Below are 19,362 nucleotides of genomic sequence, written 5' to 3'. Positions count from 1 at the left end.
GTCCCATGCAACCGACAGTCATCACCGGCGTCACCGTCACACCCGTGGCATTCGTCGACCCGCCATTGCTGAACACCGTTGGTGTGCACCAGCCGTATGCGTTGCGGGCGATCATCCGAATCGATACCGCCGGCGGTCTGCAGGGAGTCGGCGAGACGTATGCCGATACTGCGCACATCACCCGGATGGAAGCCGCCGCGGAAGCAATCATCGGGTTGGATGTGTTCTCCCTCAACCTGATACGCGCAACCATCGACGATCGGATCGGTCAGCTCTCGGTGACCGGCGGTGACGGCGTCGCCGGCATGATCACCACCGCCAGCACCACCGACCGGGTGTTCTCGCCCTTCGAGGTCGCGTGTCTCGACGTGCAGGGCAAGACCCTCGGACGACCCGTCAGCGACTTGCTCGGCGGCGCGGTGCGCGATCGGGTCCCGTTCAGCGCCTACCTGTTCTACAAATGGGCCGGTCATCCCGGCGGAGTCGACGACAGCTGGGGTGAGGCGATCGAGCCCGGTGGGCTGATCCGCCAAGCGCATCGCATGATCGACGAGTACGGCTTCACCGCAATCAAACTCAAGGGCGGCGTCTTCCCGCCGGATGAGGAAGTCGCGGCGATCAAGGCCTTGGCCGCCGAATTCCCTGATGTGCCACTGCGACTCGACCCCAATGCGGCCTGGACCGTCGACACGTCGATCAAGGTGGCCGCCGAACTCGACGGCGTGGTCGAGTATCTCGAAGACCCCACACCGGGACTCGATGGGATGGCCGAGGTGGCCGCCGAGGCCAAGATGCCGCTCGCGACCAACATGTGCGTCGTCGCCTTCGATCATCTCGAGCCGGCCATGCGCAAGAATTCGGTGTCGGTGGTGCTGTCCGATCATCACTATTGGGGTGGTCTGCAGCGATCGCGACTGCTCGCCGGAATCTGCGACACCTTCGGGATGGGCCTGTCGATGCACTCCAACTCCCATCTCGGCATCAGCCTGGCCGCGATGACCCATCTGGCCGCCGCCACACCGAATCTCACCTATGCGTGTGACACCCACTGGCCGTGGAAGACCGAGGATGTGGTGAAGCCGGGTGTGCTCGGTTTTGTCGACGGGGCGGTGCCGGTGCCGACCGGCCCTGGGCTCGGTGTCGAGGTCGACGAGGCCGCGCTGGAGCGGCTGCATCAGCAGTACCTGGATTGCGGTGTGCGCGATCGCGACGACACCGGTTACATGAAGTCGATCGACCCGAGTTTCGAGAACACCTGTCCGCGTTGGTGAGCGTTGGTATGGTTCGCCATGCCAGTTCGCCCGTCGCGCAGACTTCGCAGTGTCATCATCGTCCCGCTCATCATGACGATGTGCGCGATTCCCCTCGTGATCTCTCCGTCGGCGCACGGGGCACCGCCTCGTGCGCAGACGCAGGACACAGGTTTTGCGCAACCATTCGCCGGGCCGGAGCGCTACCTTCCCTACGCGCCGGCGAAGTTGACGTCGCCCGGTCAGCTGAACCGACCCGTGGGTCGTCAGGCCGCGGAACGGATCGCACGCGGCCTGGGATTGACGCCGGCCGACGCGTTGAGCGAGAAACAGTATCGCGATTTCGTCACGGGCAGCGGCGTGGGTGGGTCGAAGCAGTCTGCCAAGATCATCGATGCCTGTCTGGGTATCCTGACGAACACCAACGGGCGCCCCGGTTTCGGCGGTTCCATCCTGGGCAGCTACGGCCTCTACGTCACCAAGAGCGGCATGTTGCAGAGTCCGGCGAATGCCAGTGCTCCGACTCGCCAGGTGAACACGCTCATCGCGCCCGGCGGCTATGTCGGGAACTGGATGCGGGCGAATGGTGCGCGGCGCTCCCTGGAAGCGCTCTATCGGTCGGCCTACACGGCAGAACTACCGTTTGGGTTTTTCTCGCAGCAGATCTCGGGCGAGGCGCAGCTCGTCACCAACACCAAGAACGGTCGCACCGCGACGGTCGGTATGTCGATGGCGCCGCCACTGTGGCTGGTCAACTTCGTGTTGCTCTACATCGTGAAGCCCGACATCGCAGCGGCGATGCCCGCGTACTGGGCCCCGATCCCGCCGGCCGTGGCCCGAGCGATCAAGGCAAGCGCCACTGGGCAGGTCCCGTATGCGCAGTACGCGTCGTATTTCACGTAGACGTGTCGAGCAAGCGACTCAGGAGGGCCCGGAACGTGGCTGCGTCCTCGGCTCCGAGCGTCGCCTCCCACTCCCGCTCCACTTCCAATGCCGTTCGACGCATGGTGCGCAGAGCCAGCCATCCCCGGTCGGTGAGTTCGATGAGCTTTGCGCGCGCGTCGTCCGGGTCGGTGACCCGCCGAACGTAGCCGCCCTTCTCAAGTGCGGTGAGGGCTTGGGCGACGGCTTGCCGGCTGACACCGTTGATCTCGGCCAGATCCGATGCGTGACGCGGCGACTCCACCAGCGGAACCAGCGCGACCGCCTGCGCAGGGGTGACGCCGTCGAGTCCCGCTTCGGCGAATGCCGCCGCAACCCGTGGCCCGGCACGACGCGCCAGCGCCTGGACGAGCGCCGGTGTCGTACGCGGGGGCAACTGCATGCGATCAGTCTTTCAAATCGGGAAGAGGTCTCCGCCGCCTCCTAGATGCATCCGCGCCCTCCCGCTGGCTGAGCAGGGCCGTCCCGATGGCTGAGGTGCGAGCCTGCGAGCCTCGAAGCCTCTGGTGAGACGACATTGTTGTCTCACCAGCCCTTCGAGGCTCGTCGCTTTCGCTCCTCGCACCTCAGGGAGCGGTAGGGGCACCTCGGCTCAGGAGAGGCGTTGCATTTAGGCAAGTATCTTGTCAAAATGGTTCGTATGGTCCTCACCCGATCTCGCCATGCTTGCGCCGTGGTCTGCCTCGCCGTGCTTGCGGCACTCCTGATGGTTCCGTCGAACGCGGCTGCCGCCCCGACCGGCCGCTCGTCGCACCAGCTGAATCATGGTGGGCTCGAGCGTCAGTATCAGCTGTTCGTGCCCCGATCGCGCCCAGGTGCCGCACCGCTCGTCGTGGTGCTGCATGGCGGATACGGTTCGGCCCGCCAGGCGCAGCGGGCCTATGGGTGGGACTCACAGGCGCAGCGTCGGGGATTCGTGGTTGCCTATCCCGACGGATTCCGACGGTCGTGGAATGCCGGAACCTGTTGTGGTCCTGCGCAACAGCGCAACGTCGACGACGTGGGATTCATTCGTGCGGTCGTCGCGGACGTGTCCAAGAGGACCTCGATCGACCCGCGGCGCATCTACGTGACCGGCATGTCCAACGGTGCCATGATGACCTATCGCCTTGCGTGCCAGACCAATCTGTTTGCGGCCGTGGCTGTCGTGGCCGGCACCATCGTCAGCCGGTGCTCGTCACCCGCCCCGACATCCGTTCTGCACATCCATGGCGATGCCGACCCACGGGTCCCGTATCGCGGCGGACCGGGACTGCCCTTCGGAGGTGGCGGGGCTCGGGTGAACGGACTGTCCGTGGCTGCCGACAATGCGTTGTGGCGCAACGCCGATCGGTGCGCGCCCCCGAGGATCGGCAGGTCGGGACGTCTGACGATCTCGACGGCGCGATGCCGTGCCGGACGTACGGTCGAGCTCATCACCGTTGCCGGTGGTGGGCACGAATGGCCGGGTTCTCGATCGGCATCGCAGCCCGCTGCACTCGACGCCACCGCCGCGATCGCCGACTTCTTCGGGCTGGGCGTGCGCTGAATTCGGAGAACGTCGGTGAGTGTCGGCCTCGTGAGGGCAACAATTGACCACATGATCCGCATCGCCACCATCGGGACGTCGACCATCACCCGTACCTTCCTCGACGCTGCTGCGCAGGTGCCGGCAGTGCAGGTCGCGACCGCCTACTCGCGCAACTCCGAACACGCAGCGCAGTTCGCCGCCGAGACGGGGATTGCGCAGTCGAGTGCCGATCTCGACGGATTGCTCGCGTCGGCCGACGTCGACGCCGTGTACATCGCCTCTCCCAACGGCATTCATCACGACCAGGCGCTCCAGGCGATCGGTGCGGGCAAGCACGTCCTCGTCGAGAAGCCCGCATTTCCGACCGTCGCAGAGTTCGACGAGCTGGCGGCGGCGGCGTCGGCGGCAGACGTCATCGTGCTGGAGGCGATCCGCAATGTGTACGACCCGGCAATGGCTGCGCTGGCCGAACTGCTTCCCGAGATCGGCGTGTTGCGTCGAGCATCGTTTGCCTACTGCCAGCGGTCGGCGCGCTACGACAAAGTACTCGCCGGTGAGCGCGTCAACATCTTCGACCCCGCGCTGGCCGGCGGTGCGCTATACGACCTCGGGGTGTATCCGATCGCCGCGATGATCCACCTTTTCGGCGAACCCGACCGGGTGCTCGGTGCAGCGATCCCCATTCCCGGTGGTGCAGATGGAGCAGGGGCCGCGCTCGCAATCTACGACGGCTTCATTGTGGATCTGTCCTACTCGAAGATCACCGCGTCGAACCGCGTCAACGAGATTCAGGGAGAGCGCGGCACCATCACCTTCGACCACGTCGCCGAACCGCGAACAGCCACGGTGACCAGCCTCGACGGTGTGCAGCGCGACTACGAGCTCGACGTGCCGCACAACAACATGGAGCACGAGATACGACGATTCGCCGATCTGATCTCCGGCGCCGACACCCCGGAACGCGATCATGCCGGGACCAGGGCGACCCTTCGAGTGGTTGAGACGATTCATACCGATTCGTCTCGCTTCGGTCACGCCTGACAATTACCCTCGGTCCATGCATTGTGTGGTCGTGGGTGGAGGACTGGCGGGTCTGGCGTCGGCGGTGTGGCTCGCCGAAGCCGGTCATCGGGTGACGTTGCTGGAGCGTCGGGGATCGCTCGGTGGTCGAACCATCTCGATGCCGCTGGCCGCGGTCGACGACGTACCCGACAACGGGCAACACGTCTTCGCCAGCGGCTACGAGCACCTGATGCGGTATCTGGACAGTGTCGGCACCCGCAAGCATGTGGCGTTTCCGGGTCACATGACGATGCGGATGCCCGGCGGGGAAACCCGCACGTCGTCGTTCTCGGGAGTGTCCGGCCTGCGGACGGCGCTCGGTGACCTGCCGGGTGTGAAGGGGTTGGACAAACTGCGGACCGCGCGGGCGCAGGCGACACTGATCCGGCAGGCACTACGACAACCGGCGTGGCTCGACGACGTCACCGCCGACGAATGGTTCCGCCGCATCGGTATGCCCCAATCGGCACGCGACGCGCTGTGGGACGGCATCGTGATCGGACTGACCGGCGACAAGCCCGACATCTCCTCGGCCAAGGTGCCCGCAGGCCTGTTGGTGACCGGCATGCGACGGGCCCGTGCAACCAAGACGCCGATCTCGATCGGTTATCCCACAGTCGATCTCGACACCCTGTTCATCGATGGCGCGGAGAAGAAGTTTGCCGACGCGGGTGTCGACGTCCGACACCGGGCCGTCGTCTCGTCCGTCGATGTCGCCGACGGGGCCGTGACCGGTGTGACGCTGGTCGGCGGCGAACACATCGCTGCCGATGCCGTCGTCTGCGCGGTCCCGGTCTGGAACATCGCCGGTCTGCTGGACCAGGTGCCCGGTCACGAAAAGATCTATGCCGCAGCGCAAGCCCTGACTCCGGTGCCGATCGTGAGTGTCAATCTTTACCTCGACCGCTCGATCGGGATGTCGGACTGGGGCGAGATCCTCTACGGGGGAGAGGGTGTCCTGGAACAGGTTTGGGACCGCCAGCGGATGCATGGCCGCGACGCCACGGAGAACCACTTCTATTCGACGACGGTGTCGGCCGCCTACGAGCTGACACAGAAGTCCAATGTCGAGATCACCGACATCCAGATGGACATGCTGCGCAAATACTATCCGGGTGCCAAGGGCGCCAAGGTGATTCACAGCCATGTGGTGCGCATGCCGAAATCGACATTCGCGCAACGACCCGGCACCGCGGGCATTCGTCCCGACCAACGCACCGCGGTACGCGGTCTCGCTCTGGCCGGTGACTGGACCCGGACCGACTGGACCACGACCATGGAGGGCGCGTGCCAGAGCGCCGCCCGCGCGGTCGACGTGATCCTCGGGCGATAGGCGACCTATTGGGGTGGGGCCGCAGTCAGTCCGGATTCGGCGAGCACCTGGGAGAGCAGGCTCTGCAGGGCCCAGTCGAGTGCCCGGAGGGATCGTTGCGAGCCGTTCTCGTAGCCGACGAGCAGGTACATGGCGGCTCTCGAGTGCAGTTCGGCCTGCTCCCGATCGCCGGTGACGGCGGCCAGGGTGTCGGCGATGTAGCTGCGGCGTTCCTCGTCGACCTCGGCCTGGATCGCGCGCACCTCGGGGTCGCGGTCGGCCCAGACGCGGATGGCGGCCTCGGTGTCGTGGGGCAATCGCAACGCGATGCCGGTGAGGAAGGTGAGACGTTCCAGCGGGTCGGCGACGGAGGTCGCGTCGGCGATTAATCGTTGGCTCTTCTCGGCGCGCCAGTATCGGATCAGAGCCGCGGTGTACGTGCCCCAGCTGGGAAAAGCGTGATAGAACGACCCGGTCGTTGCGCCCACCGAACCGCAGACCGTCGCGAGCTTGAGCCCGGCATGCCCCTGTTCGGCGAGGATCAGCAGCCCGGCCTCGAGGTAGCGAACCTTGGCAGTGTGCGAGGGCGTCGTCCGCCGCCGTTCCGTCGATTCCACCCACTCAGTGTAGATGTGACCTGTTGCACAAAACAATAAGTTCACTTACGCTTTGTGGACGCGACGAAGGAGACCGCAGTGCGCATGGTGAATCCCCGCAAGAATCATCCGAATGCCGGGTTGAATCCCGAGACCGACTACACCGAGATCTATCGCAACCTGTCGACGCTCGAGTTCCCGTGGGACATCAACCAGGCACTCAGCTTTGCGCTCTTCCGGACCTACGCCGTACCGAGCATCGGCCGACTGCTCGACGAGACCGCCGCCTTCACCGAGTCCACCCAGAAGCGCTACGACGACACGAGCATCCTGCTCGAGGTGCCGCTGATCGAGGGATTCGACAGTGCGCGCGGAAAGAGCGCCATCCGTCGGATCAACCAGATGCACCACATGTACGACATCTCCAACGACGACTTCCGTTACGTCCTGTCCACATTCGTGGTCGTACCGCGCAGGTGGCTGGCCGATTTCGGTTGGCGCGACCTCACCGACGGCGAGATCTTGGCATCCGTGCGCTACTACCAGTCGCTGGGAAAGCACATGGGCATCAAGGACATCCCGACCACCTACGACGACTTCGCCGATTTCATGGACACCTACGAGGCGCAACACTTCGCCTTCGACGCCGGCGCGCGGCGGGTGGCGGATGCGACGATGGAGCTGATGGCGTCGTTCTATCCCGGCTTCGCCGCACGCGGCGTCGACGTGTTTAGCCGGTCGTTGATGGACGAACCCCTGATCGAGGCGTTCGGTTATCGGGATCCCGGCGAGATCGCACGGAAGGTGTCGCGTGGCGCACTGAAGGCCAGGGCGCGGCTGCTGTCGTTCCTGCCGTCCCGCCGCAAGCCGCAGTACGTGCACGACATGCCGCGAATCCGGAGCTACCCCAACGGTTTCCAGATCGACAAGATGGGCACCTTTGCGAAAGGCTGCCCCGTGCAGCACACCCCGTCGGAGACGGCCGTCGAATCTCAGGCCTCGGCTGCGACGCGCTGATCGCCTGCGAGGCGCACGGCTTGGGGGCCGGCTGTCGGACGTGCGGTCGGGATGCACAGGGTGATCGCGACACCGATGAACGCTGCCGCGGCGGCGATCACGAAGCACCAGTGGAAGGTTGACTGGTCGGGGAAGTCGCGGCCGAAGTACTCGGTCGTCGAACTCGCCAGGACGAGCGCCATCACCGCGGAGGCGACGGTGGTGCCGATGGACCGCATCAGGCCGTTGAGTCCGACCGCGGCACCGGCCTCGGTGATGGGCACCGAGCCCATGATGAGGGTCGGCATGGCCGCGTAACCGATACCCACGCCCGCGGAACCGATGATCGATGCCAGCGCGAGTTGCCAGGCCGAGTTCATCAGGAAGAAGGCGACAAGATAACCGGCGCCCAGCACGGTGGCGCCGATGGCCAGGGTGTACTTCGCGCCGATCTTGTTGATGAGCAACCCCGACACCGGGGCGAACAGCATCATCGTCAAGCCGCCGGGTGCCATCCACAGGCCTGCCGCGAAGACGGTCTGCCCGAGGCCGTACCCGGTGAACTCGGGTGTCTCCAGCAGGGCCGGGATCACGATGGCCTGCGCCATCATGCCGAAGCCGATGGCGATGGCGGCCAGGTTGGTGAGCAGCACCGCGGGCTTTGCGGTGGTCCGCAGGTCGACGAGGGGCTCGCGGTGCCGAACCTCGTAGAAACCCCACAGGACCAGGATCGCCAGGCCGCCGACGAGGAGACCGAGGGTGCTGCCCGAGGTCCACCCCCAGTCGTTGCCCTTGGAGATGGCGATGAGCGCACTCACCAGACCGAGACCGAGTCCGAGCGCACCGAGATAGTCGAATCGGCCACCCGCAGCGTCGGCGATATGGGGTACCACGAGGACGATCAGCACGGTGATCACCACGGCCAACGCGGTGGACACCCAGAACAGCATGTGCCAGTTCCACTCTTCGGTGATCCAGGCGGCCAGCGGCAGTCCGACACCGCCGCCTACGCCCAGCGTCGCGCTCATCGCGGCAACCGCCATCGACGTCAGACGAGGCGGGGTCACTTCACGCATCAGGCTGATGCCCACCGGGATCAGACCCATGGCAAGACCTTGGATCGCGCGACCGGCCACCAGCGGCACCACCGAATTGCTCAACGCGCAGACGAGCGATCCGACCGTCAGAAGGATTCCGCTGCCGATCATGATGCGCTGCTTGCCGAACATGTCGCCGAGGCGACCGGCGACCGGCATGGCGATCGCGGCGGCCAGCAGGGTGGCGGTGATGATCCACGACGCACTCGAGATCGAGGTACCCAGGAGCGTGGGGAGTTCGGGCTGGATCGGGATGATCAGCGTCTGCATCAGCGACGCGATCAGACCCGCGACGCACAGCACGACGACCGTGCCGATCGCGCCGGCCGGGGTCGTGTCCGCGTGGGGCACGCCGGCGTCGTCGACGACGGTGAGGTCGGGTTTGCTTGTCATACGGCACACTCCACTGGCATCATTTCCGGCGACGTATGCAGGCTACATATGTACCGTACATACAGCGAATCGGACATTCGCCGTGCGAAGGAGTTGGGTCGGGATGGCGGCTGAGAAGGACGCGTCGTTCTGGCCGGTGCTGGTCTACGGCCATCTGGCCGACGAGTTGCTCCGGTTGACTCGTCGCAAGGTCAACATCCATCCCGATTCGATCCTCGACAACTCGGCTTTCACGATCCTGTGGCTGCTGTCCGACGGACGCCCGCGCACCCTGCGTCAGCTGACCGTCGACCTCGACCTCGAACAGTCGACGGTGAACCGGCAGGTGAACGCTGCGATCAAACACGGCTACCTCGAACGGTTCGACGTCGAGGGTTCACCGAGCCGCAGGATTCGTCCGACCACTCGTGGGCACGAGGCCTTCATCCACGACGGCACACTGCGCGCGGGCCGACTCGAGCAGGTCTTCGCCGACCTGGCACCAGGGACACCCGAATCGCTGCTCCGCGAACTCCGCGCCTACAACGACGCCTACGACCGCGTCCTGCATCGCCAGGACCGCGACACCCGACTCGCCAAGTGACGAACCGGCAGCAAGTGAGGAATTGATGGGCACATATGCGGTGACCGGCGCGGCGTCGGGGATGGGTGCTGCGGTGGCGGCATCGTTGACCGAGGCCGGGCACACCGTTCTGGGCATCGATCGGCCCGGAACCGACGCGGACATCGCCGCCGATCTGTCGACGGCCGACGGTCGGGCGGCCGCGGCGTCGGCGGTTCTCGAACGCTGCTCGGGACGGCTCGACGGCGCGGTGCTCGCGGCCGGGCTGGGTCCGAAACGTGGTCAGGAACAGACGATCCTCGACGTGAATGTTCTCGGCGTCACCGAACTCCTGACGGCGTGGCGGCCGGCGCTCGCGTCCGCGTCGAATGCGAAAGTCGTTGTCTTCGGTTCTAATTCGACGACGTCGACGCCGCTGGTGCCCCATCGCGCGGTACGACGCCTGATCGCCGGTGACACCGAGGCCGCCGCGCGGCAGATTCGCCGGCGGGGTCAGGTGTCGGCGCCCGCGGCCTACGCGGCGTCGAAGGTGGCCGTCACGCAGTGGTGTCGGTTGCACGGAACGCGCCCGGACTGGGCCGGTGCGGGAATCCGGGTGAACGTCCTCGCACCGGGCCCGGTGATGACGCCGCTCCTGCAATCCCAACTGAACAGCGCGCAGGGCAAGAACGTGCGGTCGTTTCCGGTGCCGGTGCGGGAGTACGGAACACCCGAGCAGCTCGCGGCCTGGGTGATGCTGATGCTGTCCGACAGCGCCGATTTCATGTGCGGCAGCGTCATCACCGTCGACGGCGGGACCGAGGCGTTGCTCCGATCCCGCGACTGGCCCAAGCCGTTGCCATTGCGATCGATGCCGAAGTTGTTGTGGCGCATGTATCGAGCGCCCAAGGATGGCCAGGTCGCGCAGTACTGACCCCCGTTGACCGTGCGTCCCAAACCGTTGACCGTGCGTGCCGTGTGCACGATCAACGAAATTCGACGCACAGTCAACGAAGATTGCGGATAATTCACGCATGAAACTGCGACGAGGCGGCACGAATCTGCGAGGCAAGGTTGTCCTGATCACGGGCGCGGCACAGGGAATCGGTCGGGGAACCGCCAAAGCGCTTGCCGCCCAAGGTGCCAAGCTGATCCTGGTCGACGTCGACGCGCCCGCGCTCGACGACCTGGGGGCGGAGTTGGGCGACGCTGCGCTCACCGCGATCGCCGATGTGACCGACCTGTCGGCGGTCGAGGTGGCGACAGCGAAGGGGATCGAACGCTTCGGCGGGGTCGACGTGGTGGTCGCCAATGCGGGTATCGGCGGGTACGGCTCGGTTCAATGCATCGATCCGGCGACGTTCCGCAAGGTCATCGACATCAACATCACCGGCGTCTTTCACACGGTGCGTGCGGCTTTGCCCTCTGTCATCGACCGCAAGGGCTATATCCTGATCGTTTCGTCGTCGGCCGCCTACGGTGTGGTGCCCGGACTCGCCGCCTATCACGCGAGCAAGGCGGGTGTGGAACAGTTCGCCAACGCGTTGCGACTCGAATTGCTGCCGACGGGCGTCGACGTCGGGTCGGCTCACATGTCGTGGCTCGACACCCCGCTGGTGCGTGAATCACAAGCAGACATGCCCACTTTCGACGAGATGCGGGCGACGTTACCCGGTCCGATGAAGCACTCCATCGACGCGGATGTGTGCGTCAAAGCGTTCGTACGGGGAATCTCTCGTCGCAGTCGGCGGATCAATGTCCCTGGGTGGGTGGGTCTCCTGCGGTGGATCAAACCAGTGCTGACGTCACGGGTGGCCGAGAACGCCACCCGTGCGGCGTCCACCGAGATCCTGCCCCGGATGGACGCCGAGGTGGCGGCATTGGGGCGTTCGACGAGCGCGCGCAATCTGGAGTCGGGGAGCGTCCCCAGATCTTGACCGTTCACGCGCTCGTCGAACGCCCGAGTTTCACCACTGATCGAATCCGACGTTCACTGTCGGGTAGCGGCTGCTGATGCTGTTGTTCATCCAGTAGTTCTGGGCGCGCGGTCCCCAGATGCCGCTCATCGCGGTGTTGGTGTTGTGCTTCATGTTCTCGATCTCGTAGTTGGCGGTCGGGCCGAACAGGCCGATCCGGTACTGCGCGTCGACGGTCAGCGAGTTCGCGAACGGCGCGACCGCGGTGACGGTTTCGCTGGCCCCAGGGTAGAGGACGCGCTGCGGTGCGTTGACCCACTGACCGCCCTGACCGGCGGTCGCCCCGACCAGGTATTCGGGCTTGTTGGTGTGGTTGGTGATCGTCATCGCGACGGTCGGCTCGCCGGGCCGGGTGACGGGCATGGTGCCGGCGTGTGCGGCTCCGGCACAGGCGAATCCGATGCCGGCGGTCGCGGCCACGGCAGCGACTCCGGCAGTGATGCGGCGGGTCTTGGTGATCATGAGTGTGCTCCTTGGTGTGTGGGCCGGGTTGGTGGTCCCGGTGACACCCATGACTCTGCTCTGAGGAGTCCTCGTGCGGATTCCGCTCACCGGCTGATCGGTCGGTGGATTGCCGCCTCCACCAATCGGGGGACACGGTGGGTCAGAGGCCCGCGCGTTCGAGTGCCTCGTCGAACTCCTCGCCGGCCACCTTGGTGCCCTTGCCGTCGGCGATCGCCTTCTCGTAGACGGCGAGCAGTTCGGTGCCGTGCTTCTCGTACTCCTTGGCCCAGCGCTCGCCTTCGGATCGCCAGTAGCCGATGATGTCGTATTGGTCTCGGCTCCAACGGAGTTCGCCTCGAAGATGCTTGCGCACGGCACGCGACTGCGCCGCCTCGCCGGCGAACCAGCAGTACCCGCGGCCGGCCGGGAACGCACACTCCCGCACGGCGTCGGCGAGCCCACTCGGGCCGTGACCGTTGCCGCCGACGATGGTGATCAGACCGTCGTGCTCGGGAAGCAACTCGAGATCGACCGGGTCGACCACCTCGACGACGACGATGGTCTGCGCGGCGGGCCGTGACGATTCGGTGAGGATGGACGATTCGGTGAGGATGCGGGCGAGCGCGGGCAGTCCGGCCAGATCGGCGGCGTACACGTACCAGTCGGTGTCGGCCGGTGGGTGGTACCAACTGCGAGCGTGCGACATCGCGACCTCGTCGCCGGGACGCGCGCGTTGCGCGAACTCGGTGATCGGACCAGCGGCATGCACCACGACGTCGACGGTGACCGTCCTCGCGGCGCGGTCGACGGCGCGAATCGAGTAGTTCCGGCCTTCCGGGGTGTTCTCGGTGTCGTGGTAGGCCCAGACGCCGTTACGTTCGGTCATCGCGGGGACGGAGTGCTCGCCGGGCGACGGGACCCAGAGCCCGACCGCCTCGTCGGAGTTGCCGGGCAGCGCGAGGTGGTCGAGGTCGGCGACGTCGAAGAGGATTCGGAGGAACCGCGGCCCGAGTTCCGCCACGTCACGGACGACTGCCTTCGAGTAGCTCATGGGGCAACCGTAGACGTGACCTCGACACGACTCCTCGCCTGGCGGCTCGGTGTCGGCTCGATCAGCGAAGAGTGCCCGCCCGTGGACACATTTACTTGGATATGCAAGTATCTAGGTCGAATCGCAGGCTCAGAGAGGAGACGCCGTGACGTCCGTGCTCACCGAGAGGATCGGTTCGGCCGCCTACCTGGTGCTCAATCGGCCGAAGTCGATCAACGCACTCGACCACCAGATGGCGCTCGAGATGGCGCGACTGCTCGACGAGTGGGCGGCCGACGACTCGGTGGACGTGGTGGTGGTGTCCGGAGCGGGTGAGCGTGGACTGTGCGCGGGCGGCGACATTGTGGCGATCCACCGCGACGCGGCTGCTCTCAGCGGTGACCCGGCCGCGGGTGACGAACACGCCGAACAGTCGCCGTCGGCCAAGTTCTGGTTCGACGAGTATCGGCTCAATGCGGAGATCGCCCGCTTCCCGAAGCCTTACGTCGCCCTGATGGACGGCATCGTCATGGGTGGCGGCGTGGGTATCTCGGCGCACGGCAACACCCGCATCGTCACCGACCGCACCCGGCTGGCGATGCCCGAGGTCGGCATCGGGTTCGTGCCGGATGTCGGTGGTACGCATCTGCTTTCCCGCGTCCCTGACAACCTGGGCCGTTATGCGGGCCTGACCGCCAACCCGCTCAAGGGTGCCGACGCGATCGCACTCGGTCTCGCCGACCACTTCGTCCCCGCCGAGCATCTCGACGACTTCCGGACGGCGATCGGCACCGAGGGCCTGGCGGCTGCGCTCGATGCGTTCACCACCGCTGCGCCCCCCTCGCCGCTCACCGAGCAGGCCAATTGGATCTCGAAAGCCTTTGCCGCCGACACAGTCCCGGAAATCGTGGATGCACTCCGCGCGGTCGGAACCCCGGAGGCCGACAAGGTGGCCGACGCGATTGCGGCCAAGAGTCCGACCGCCACCGCGGTCACGCTGCGCTCGCTGCAGCAGGCCGCCGGCGACGACTCCCTCGAAGAGACCCTCAAGCGTGAGTATCGCGTGTCGCTGCGATGCCTGCTGCACCCCGACATGGCCGAGGGTATCCGCGCTCAGGTCATCGACAAAGATCGCAACCCTGCTTGGGCGCAGAATGTTTCGTCGGGCGATGTGGACAAGTTCTTCGAACCGTTGCCGCACGAACTGACCTTCGACAGCGAAATCACCGCCGAATCATAGGGAGAACCTCAGTGTCCGAGTTGCAGACCATCATCATCGAGCGTTCCGGCCGGGTCGGGATCATCACCCTCAACCGGCCCAAGGCGCTCAACGCGCTCAACACCGAACTGATGAACGAAGTCGTCGGTGCGGTCCAGGGTTTCGACGTCGACGAGGGCATCGGCGCGATCGTCATCACGGGTTCGGAGCGGGCCTTCGCGGCCGGAGCCGACATCAAGGAGATGTCGTCGAAGACCTACGCCGACGTGGTGAACGAGCGGTACTTCGGCAGTTGGGATGAGCTGTCGCGGACGCGGACCCCGATCATCGCCGCGGTCACCGGCTACGCGCTGGGTGGCGGGTGTGAGCTTGCGATGCTGTGTGACTTCATCATCGCCGGCGAGAACGCGGTGTTCGGGCAGCCCGAGATCAACCTGGGTGTCATTCCGGGAATCGGTGGCTCACAACGACTCACACGGGCCGTCGGTAAATCCAAGGCGATGGACATGGTGCTCACCGGGCGCCAGATGAAGGTCGACGAGGCCGAACGCGCCGGGCTGGTGTCGCGTGTGGTGCCGACCGAGGAGTGCCGCAGTACCGCCATCGAGGTCGCCGAGACGATCGCCGCCAAGTCGCTCATCGCGTCGGCGGCGGCCAAGGACGCCGTCAATCGCGCCTTCGAATCGGGCCTCGCCGAAGGGGTTCGCGCCGAACGGGCGTTGTTCTACTCGACCTTCGCCACCGACGACCAGACCGAAGGGATGGCGGCGTTCGTCGACAAGCGGGAGCCGAAGTTCACCCACCGTTGATCCAGATTGTGGAAGCGACCGGGCAGCGTCGTCGCACAGCCTGGATCTGTGGAAACGGAGCCAACCTACGCTGCCTGAGGTGCTCGAGGCGCCAGCCGAGAGCCTCGAAGGCCTGGTGACGTGACTCGTTGGCGCAATCACCGTGAGTGCACGGCATCGAGGGCACGGTGTCAGCATGTGGTCGACGAAAGTGCTTGTCTCACCAGGCCCTTCGAGGCTCCTCGCTAGCGCTCGTCGCACCTCAGGGAGCGGGTGGGACCGTTCGGGTCAGGTTCAGGGAGCGGGTGGGACCGTTCGGGTCAGGTTCAGGGAGCGGGTGGGACCGTTCGGGTCAGGTTCAGGGAGCGGGTGGGACCGTTCGAGTCAGGCTCAGGGAGCGGGTGGGACCGTTCGAGTCAGGTAGGGAGCGGGTGGTCGCGCCAGCCGGCCAGAATCCGGTGCACGCTCTGGGCGCCGTGCACCGGGTCGTCGGGCGCCGGAAGGTCGGCGGGATACAGCAGGAACGGGGTGCTCTGGGGACCGCCCATGCCGCCATGTGAACCAACCTGCTCTTCGAAGGCCGCGACCTCGTCGGTCTCGGGCCAGTAGGCACCGCCGACCATGACGTCCGCGACATTGTCGAAACCGTCGGTGCGACGGACCTTGTCGAGGGCATCGTCGCCGAAATGCTGCAGCGGGTCGACGCCGGTGACCACCCCGGAAGCGACGTCGACGCTACCGTCGGCGCCGAGCACCACCGAGGAGCCGTCGGGGCGGGCGACGAGGAGGAACCCGATGCCGGGGTGGGTTCGCAGCGCGTCGAGGAGTCCCGGGTATCGGTCCTCGATTGCATCGGTGTCGGCGCGGCCGTCGACGGCGGGGAAGCTGATCAGCCCCAGGTTCCCCGAGCCCAACACCACCGGCGTCCTCGCCTGCGCGGGTTCGGATTCCGCGGCGGCATTGACGCTCGCGGCCGCGTACAGGCCGCCCTCGGATTCGGCCTTCTTGCGCGGCTGCTCCACGGAGTGGCCGCACAGTCGACCGGTCAGTTGCGCGAGACTTTCGCCGTAGCGTTGCCGAAAGGTGGCGCCCTGACTCTGACCGTGGTCGGAGAGCACGACGACGCGATAGTCGCGGTCGGCCTGCGCTGCCGCGGCGAGCAGCAGGCGGATGGTCTCGTCGACTCGAGTCAGCACCGACAGCGTCTCGGGCCGGGAGATCCCCGAGTGGTGCGACACCTCGTCGTACCCGATGAGGTCGGCGTAGATGATGCTGCGGCCCTGGATCATGTCGCGGACGACGGCCGAGACGGTCATGTCGGTGGCCAGGACGGTGGTGAACGCCCGGACAAACGGGTAGACACCGCCCCGAGGGACGCGGGGCAGGATGTCGCGTCGGCGTTGATGCGCGGATTGTCGCAACTCGCGAGCGATCTCGGCGATCATCCCGAGCACGGTGCGCAGCGCATTGGACGGGTCAAGGAAGTACGACGTGTAGCCCGCGCCGCCGCCGAGTCGAGCGCCGCGCATACGGCTGACCACCAGCACGTTGTCGGCGGCTCCCCCGGTGAAGAGGTTGCCGCGGCTGGCGCCGTCCGTGGCGAGCAGTCCGGGGATCTCGGCGCGTTCTTCCTCACGCAGTTCGTTGTCACGGGGGTTGCTGAACACCGACGTGTGACCGGTCGACTTGTCGTACCAGCGGAACGCGGGGACGTTGTGGTTGCTGCCGTGCAGGATGCCGAGTTGGGTCGCGCCGGTCTGGCTGCTCCAGTCCGTGTGCCAAGGAATGAGCGTGTGCGACTCGCGGACCAATTTCGCCAGGGTGGGGGTCACCCCGTCGGCGATCGCGCGACGCAGCACACCGTGGCCGAGACCGTCGATCTGGATGCAGAGCAAACCGGGCGTCTCGTCGGCCGGCCGGGGTTCGCGCCGTAGGCGAAAACGTTGGCGCCGAACCAGCATCAGGCGGTAGGCGGTGTCGGACCGGGAGGCCACCGCACCGCCGATCAGCGAGCTGATCAAGGACAGCGGTAGCGCCATCAAGAAGGCGCTGAACGGATGGTCGATCTCGGCGACCGGCACCAGGTACAGCGCGAGGACCAGGATCAAGCCGCTGGTCACGAAGGTCATCAAGAACAGGAGGAGCGGGCCGCCCCACGACATCAGTCGCACCGCGATCGGCCACAGCGCGGTGTTGAGCACGCCGAACACCAGGGCCAGGATCATCGCCGCCGGCAGCGTTGCCAACGCCGTGACGCCGACGTCGGAGGACTGCAGGGTGATGCCGTCGAGGATCTTGTCGAGGGCGAGGATGGCCAGCGCAGAGGTGATCCACAGGATGAGGAATTCGACGAACCCTCGGAAGATTGTCGCGGTGGTGCGCATGGAATCCTTTCGCTCGTCTGGGAGACTACTGGGGTGAATTCCCCGCTGCCCCGCCTGCGCTGGCTGGGACACGCGACCGCGTTGATCGAGGACCGCGGTACCCGGGTGCTCACCGATCCGGTGCTGACCTCGCGCCTGGTCCATCTGAGGCGCCGCCGAGGCGAGAATCCGTCCGGGCCCGGCGTGTTCGACCCGGATGTGGTGGTGCTGTCGCACTTGCACGCCGACCACACGCACCTGCCGTCGTTGCGGCTTGTGCGCGAGCAGGTTCCGATCGTGGTGCCCCGCGGCGCTCCCGACGCCCTGACCTCACTGCGGCGGTTGGGCAACGAGCTGATCGAGGTGAGCCCCGGCGACGAGGTGCGGATCGGGCAGGTCACCATCCGCGCGGTTCCGGCCGATCACGACGGCCGACGCTGGCGGCGCGGCGACCACACCACACCGGCGCTCGGGTACGTGGTGACCGGGGATGCGACCACCTACTTCGCCGGCGACACCGACGTCTATGCCGACCTGCACGACTGGGTGCGTGATGTGGATCTGGCCCTGTTGCCGGTCGCCGGGTGGGGGCCGACCCTCGGTGAGGGGCACATGAATCCGGAACGGGCGACGGTGGCCGCCGAAGTGGTGCGCGCCCGACGGTCGGTGCCGATCCATTTCGGAACCCTGTGGCCGATCGGTCTGTCGCGGGTGCGGCCCGAGCGGTTCTCTTCGCCGGGCGCCCAGTTCGTGGAGCTTGCGCGTCGCAATGGCATAGAGGCCGTCGAACTCCAACCGGGGGAGCAACTCTCATGAGCCGGGTGGTGGTGGTCGGCACGTTGAACATGGACCTCGTGGTGCGGGTCGAGCGGTTACCGGATCTCGGCGAGACGGTTCTGGGTACGACACTGATCGAACGGCCCGGTGGCAAAGGGGCCAACCAGGCGATGGCCGCAGCGAGTCTGGTGCCGACGTCGTTGATCGGTGCGGTCGGGGACGACGACACCGGGCGCCGGATGCTCGATGCGGCGCGGGCCGGCGGTGTCGACGTTCGTCATGTGGTGACGGTCGACGAGGTCAGCGGCCGAGCGATCATCGAGGTCGATGCGGCGGCCGACAACCGCATCGTCGTGGTGTCCGGGGCGAATTCCCTGCTGACGCCCGAGGCGGTGCGGGCGGCCCTCGATGAGGCCGGACCGAGTATTGTTCTGACACAACTGGAGTCGCCGATGGCGGTGACTGACTCGATTGCGCAATGGGCTCACGATTGTGGATGCCGGTTTGTGCTGAACCCGAGTCCGGTTGCGGCGCTGCCGGAGTCCGTGCTCGCAGCCGCTGATCCTGTGGTGGTCAACGAGATCGAAGCCGCGTACTTCACCCAGTGTTCGGCGCAGCAGGTCTCGGCAGACCCGGAAGCGGTTGCGCGGGATCTGTGTTCGTTGTCGAAGTCCGTGGTGATCACCCTCGGCGCAGCCGGGGTGGTGGTGGCCGATTCCGTACGTACATCGACGGTCGAGGTGGATCGCGTCCCGGTCTCCGACACTACCGGCGCGGGAGACCATTTCGCGGGTGTGCTCGCCGCCGGGCTCGCCGTCGGAACGGGTCTGCACACGGCCGCCCGTGACGCCGCACACGCCGCGACGGCGTTCCTCGCCGGGCGCTCCACCGGCTGAGTCCCCACCGCTGGTTGACGACGCTCGCCGGCTGAGTTCCCCTCTGCTGGCTGAGATGTGAGGAGCGCTAGCGACGAGCCTCGAAGACATCCCAGGGGTCCAAGTTGTCAAGCGGCTTGGTCGTTGCGGTGTGCCCAGGCGGTGGTTTCGTCGTAGGGTTTCCCGGTTTT

At 66.3% G+C, this 19,362-nt stretch carries 19 protein-coding genes; 13 read left to right on the top strand and 6 right to left on the bottom strand.

Annotation, left to right across the window (positions count from 1 at the left end; all coding sequences use genetic code 11):
• The first annotated feature begins 5 nt into the window (after positions 1 to 5).
• Positions 6 to 1,271 (top strand): glucarate dehydratase family protein, encoded by a 1,266-nt coding sequence (locus ABZW74_RS02585; RefSeq protein WP_355273586.1) that lies wholly within the window; start codon positions 6 to 8, stop codon positions 1,269 to 1,271.
• A gap of 18 nt (positions 1,272 to 1,289) precedes the next feature.
• Positions 1,290 to 2,153 (top strand): hypothetical protein, encoded by an 864-nt coding sequence (locus ABZW74_RS02580; RefSeq protein WP_355273584.1) that lies wholly within the window; start codon positions 1,290 to 1,292, stop codon positions 2,151 to 2,153.
• Here ABZW74_RS02580 and ABZW74_RS02575 read toward each other — a convergent pair.
• Positions 2,146 to 2,574: a MarR family transcriptional regulator gene (locus ABZW74_RS02575; RefSeq protein ID WP_355273581.1), complete on the bottom strand. Its 429-nt coding sequence runs from the start codon at positions 2,572 to 2,574 to the stop codon at positions 2,146 to 2,148. The two genes, ABZW74_RS02580 and ABZW74_RS02575, sit on opposite strands and share 8 nt — an antisense overlap.
• A 249-nt stretch (positions 2,575 to 2,823) precedes the next feature.
• On the opposite strand from ABZW74_RS02575, the gene ABZW74_RS02570 reads away from it, so the two are divergent.
• The 3 genes from ABZW74_RS02570 to ABZW74_RS02560 are packed head-to-tail and all read left to right on the top strand — an operon-like array spanning position 2,824 to position 6,097.
• Positions 2,824 to 3,720, top strand: a complete 897-nt coding sequence (locus ABZW74_RS02570) for a PHB depolymerase family esterase (RefSeq protein ID WP_240860975.1) — start codon at positions 2,824 to 2,826, stop codon at positions 3,718 to 3,720.
• 30 nt (positions 3,721 to 3,750) lie between these two features.
• Positions 3,751 to 4,743: a Gfo/Idh/MocA family oxidoreductase gene (locus ABZW74_RS02565; RefSeq protein ID WP_355273577.1), complete on the top strand. Its 993-nt coding sequence runs from the start codon at positions 3,751 to 3,753 to the stop codon at positions 4,741 to 4,743.
• A gap of 16 nt (positions 4,744 to 4,759) precedes the next feature.
• Positions 4,760 to 6,097: an FAD-dependent oxidoreductase gene (locus ABZW74_RS02560; protein ID WP_355273574.1), complete on the top strand. Its 1,338-nt coding sequence runs from the start codon at positions 4,760 to 4,762 to the stop codon at positions 6,095 to 6,097.
• A gap of 5 nt (positions 6,098 to 6,102) precedes the next feature.
• Here the strand turns inward: ABZW74_RS02560 and ABZW74_RS02555 are convergent, their stop codons facing one another.
• A complete protein-coding gene (locus tag ABZW74_RS02555; RefSeq protein ID WP_240860981.1) occupies positions 6,103 to 6,693 on the bottom strand; it encodes a TetR/AcrR family transcriptional regulator in 591 nt (196 codons plus the stop codon).
• Between the two features lie 84 nt (positions 6,694 to 6,777).
• Between ABZW74_RS02555 and ABZW74_RS02550 the strand changes: the two genes are divergently transcribed.
• Entirely contained in the window at positions 6,778 to 7,689 is a 912-nt protein-coding gene (locus ABZW74_RS02550; RefSeq protein WP_355273713.1) for an oxygenase MpaB family protein, read from the top strand.
• On the opposite strand, the gene ABZW74_RS02545 is transcribed toward ABZW74_RS02550, so the two are convergent.
• Positions 7,665 to 9,158 carry an MFS transporter gene (locus tag ABZW74_RS02545; protein ID WP_355273571.1) on the bottom strand — a complete coding sequence of 498 codons (1,494 nt, stop codon included), beginning with the start codon at positions 9,156 to 9,158 and terminating at the stop codon, positions 7,665 to 7,667. The two genes, ABZW74_RS02550 and ABZW74_RS02545, sit on opposite strands and share 25 nt — an antisense overlap.
• A gap of 103 nt (positions 9,159 to 9,261) precedes the next feature.
• On the opposite strand from ABZW74_RS02545, the gene ABZW74_RS02540 reads away from it, so the two are divergent.
• The 3 genes from ABZW74_RS02540 to ABZW74_RS02530 all read left to right on the top strand — a co-directional run bounded on the left by ABZW74_RS02540 (position 9,262) and on the right by ABZW74_RS02530 (position 11,636).
• Positions 9,262 to 9,741 (top strand): MarR family transcriptional regulator, encoded by a 480-nt coding sequence (locus ABZW74_RS02540; protein WP_355273568.1) that lies wholly within the window; start codon positions 9,262 to 9,264, stop codon positions 9,739 to 9,741.
• Positions 9,742 to 9,766: 25 nt separating this feature from the next.
• Positions 9,767 to 10,633 carry an SDR family oxidoreductase gene (locus tag ABZW74_RS02535; protein ID WP_240860985.1) on the top strand — a complete coding sequence of 289 codons (867 nt, stop codon included), beginning with the start codon at positions 9,767 to 9,769 and terminating at the stop codon, positions 10,631 to 10,633.
• A 100-nt stretch (positions 10,634 to 10,733) separates the two neighbouring features.
• A complete protein-coding gene (locus ABZW74_RS02530; protein ID WP_240860987.1) occupies positions 10,734 to 11,636 on the top strand; it encodes an SDR family oxidoreductase in 903 nt (300 codons plus the stop codon).
• Between the two features lie 30 nt (positions 11,637 to 11,666).
• Here the strand turns inward: ABZW74_RS02530 and ABZW74_RS02525 are convergent, their stop codons facing one another.
• Both ABZW74_RS02525 and ABZW74_RS02520 read right to left on the bottom strand, forming a co-directional pair.
• Complete coding sequence (locus ABZW74_RS02525; RefSeq protein WP_240860989.1) at positions 11,667 to 12,137, bottom strand: hypothetical protein; 471 nt, start codon at positions 12,135 to 12,137, stop codon at positions 11,667 to 11,669.
• 142 nt (positions 12,138 to 12,279) lie between these two features.
• Positions 12,280 to 13,170 (bottom strand): siderophore-interacting protein, encoded by an 891-nt coding sequence (locus ABZW74_RS02520; RefSeq protein ID WP_240860992.1) that lies wholly within the window; start codon positions 13,168 to 13,170, stop codon positions 12,280 to 12,282.
• A 145-nt stretch (positions 13,171 to 13,315) separates the two neighbouring features.
• Here ABZW74_RS02520 and ABZW74_RS02515 point away from each other — a divergent pair, with 145 nt between their 5' ends.
• Together ABZW74_RS02515 and ABZW74_RS02510 are read left to right on the top strand one after the other, a co-directional pair.
• Positions 13,316 to 14,389 carry a 3-hydroxyisobutyryl-CoA hydrolase gene (locus ABZW74_RS02515; protein WP_355273563.1) on the top strand — a complete coding sequence of 358 codons (1,074 nt, stop codon included), beginning with the start codon at positions 13,316 to 13,318 and terminating at the stop codon, positions 14,387 to 14,389.
• Between the two features lie 11 nt (positions 14,390 to 14,400).
• The gene (locus tag ABZW74_RS02510) at positions 14,401 to 15,177 is read left to right on the top strand and encodes an enoyl-CoA hydratase (protein ID WP_240860996.1); all 777 of its coding nucleotides are present in this window, start codon (positions 14,401 to 14,403) and stop codon (positions 15,175 to 15,177) included.
• A gap of 395 nt (positions 15,178 to 15,572) precedes the next feature.
• Here ABZW74_RS02510 and ABZW74_RS02505 read toward each other — a convergent pair whose 3' ends face one another.
• The gene (locus ABZW74_RS02505) at positions 15,573 to 17,540 is read right to left on the bottom strand and encodes a phage holin family protein (protein WP_240860997.1); all 1,968 of its coding nucleotides are present in this window, start codon (positions 17,538 to 17,540) and stop codon (positions 15,573 to 15,575) included.
• A gap of 33 nt (positions 17,541 to 17,573) precedes the next feature.
• Between ABZW74_RS02505 and ABZW74_RS02500 the strand changes: the two genes are divergently transcribed.
• Positions 17,574 to 18,335 carry an MBL fold metallo-hydrolase gene (locus ABZW74_RS02500; protein ID WP_240860999.1) on the top strand — a complete coding sequence of 254 codons (762 nt, stop codon included), beginning with the start codon at positions 17,574 to 17,576 and terminating at the stop codon, positions 18,333 to 18,335.
• Entirely contained in the window at positions 18,332 to 19,192 is an 861-nt protein-coding gene (locus ABZW74_RS02495) for a ribokinase (protein WP_240861002.1), read from the top strand. Before ABZW74_RS02500 ends, ABZW74_RS02495 begins: the two co-directional genes overlap by 4 nt.
• Positions 19,193 to 19,362: the final 170 nt, after the last annotated feature.

This window comes from Gordonia sp. NPDC003585 (assembly GCF_040610755.1).
Lineage (GTDB): Bacteria > Actinomycetota > Actinomycetes > Mycobacteriales > Mycobacteriaceae > Gordonia.
This window is presented reverse-complemented; position numbering and strand designations above follow the sequence as displayed.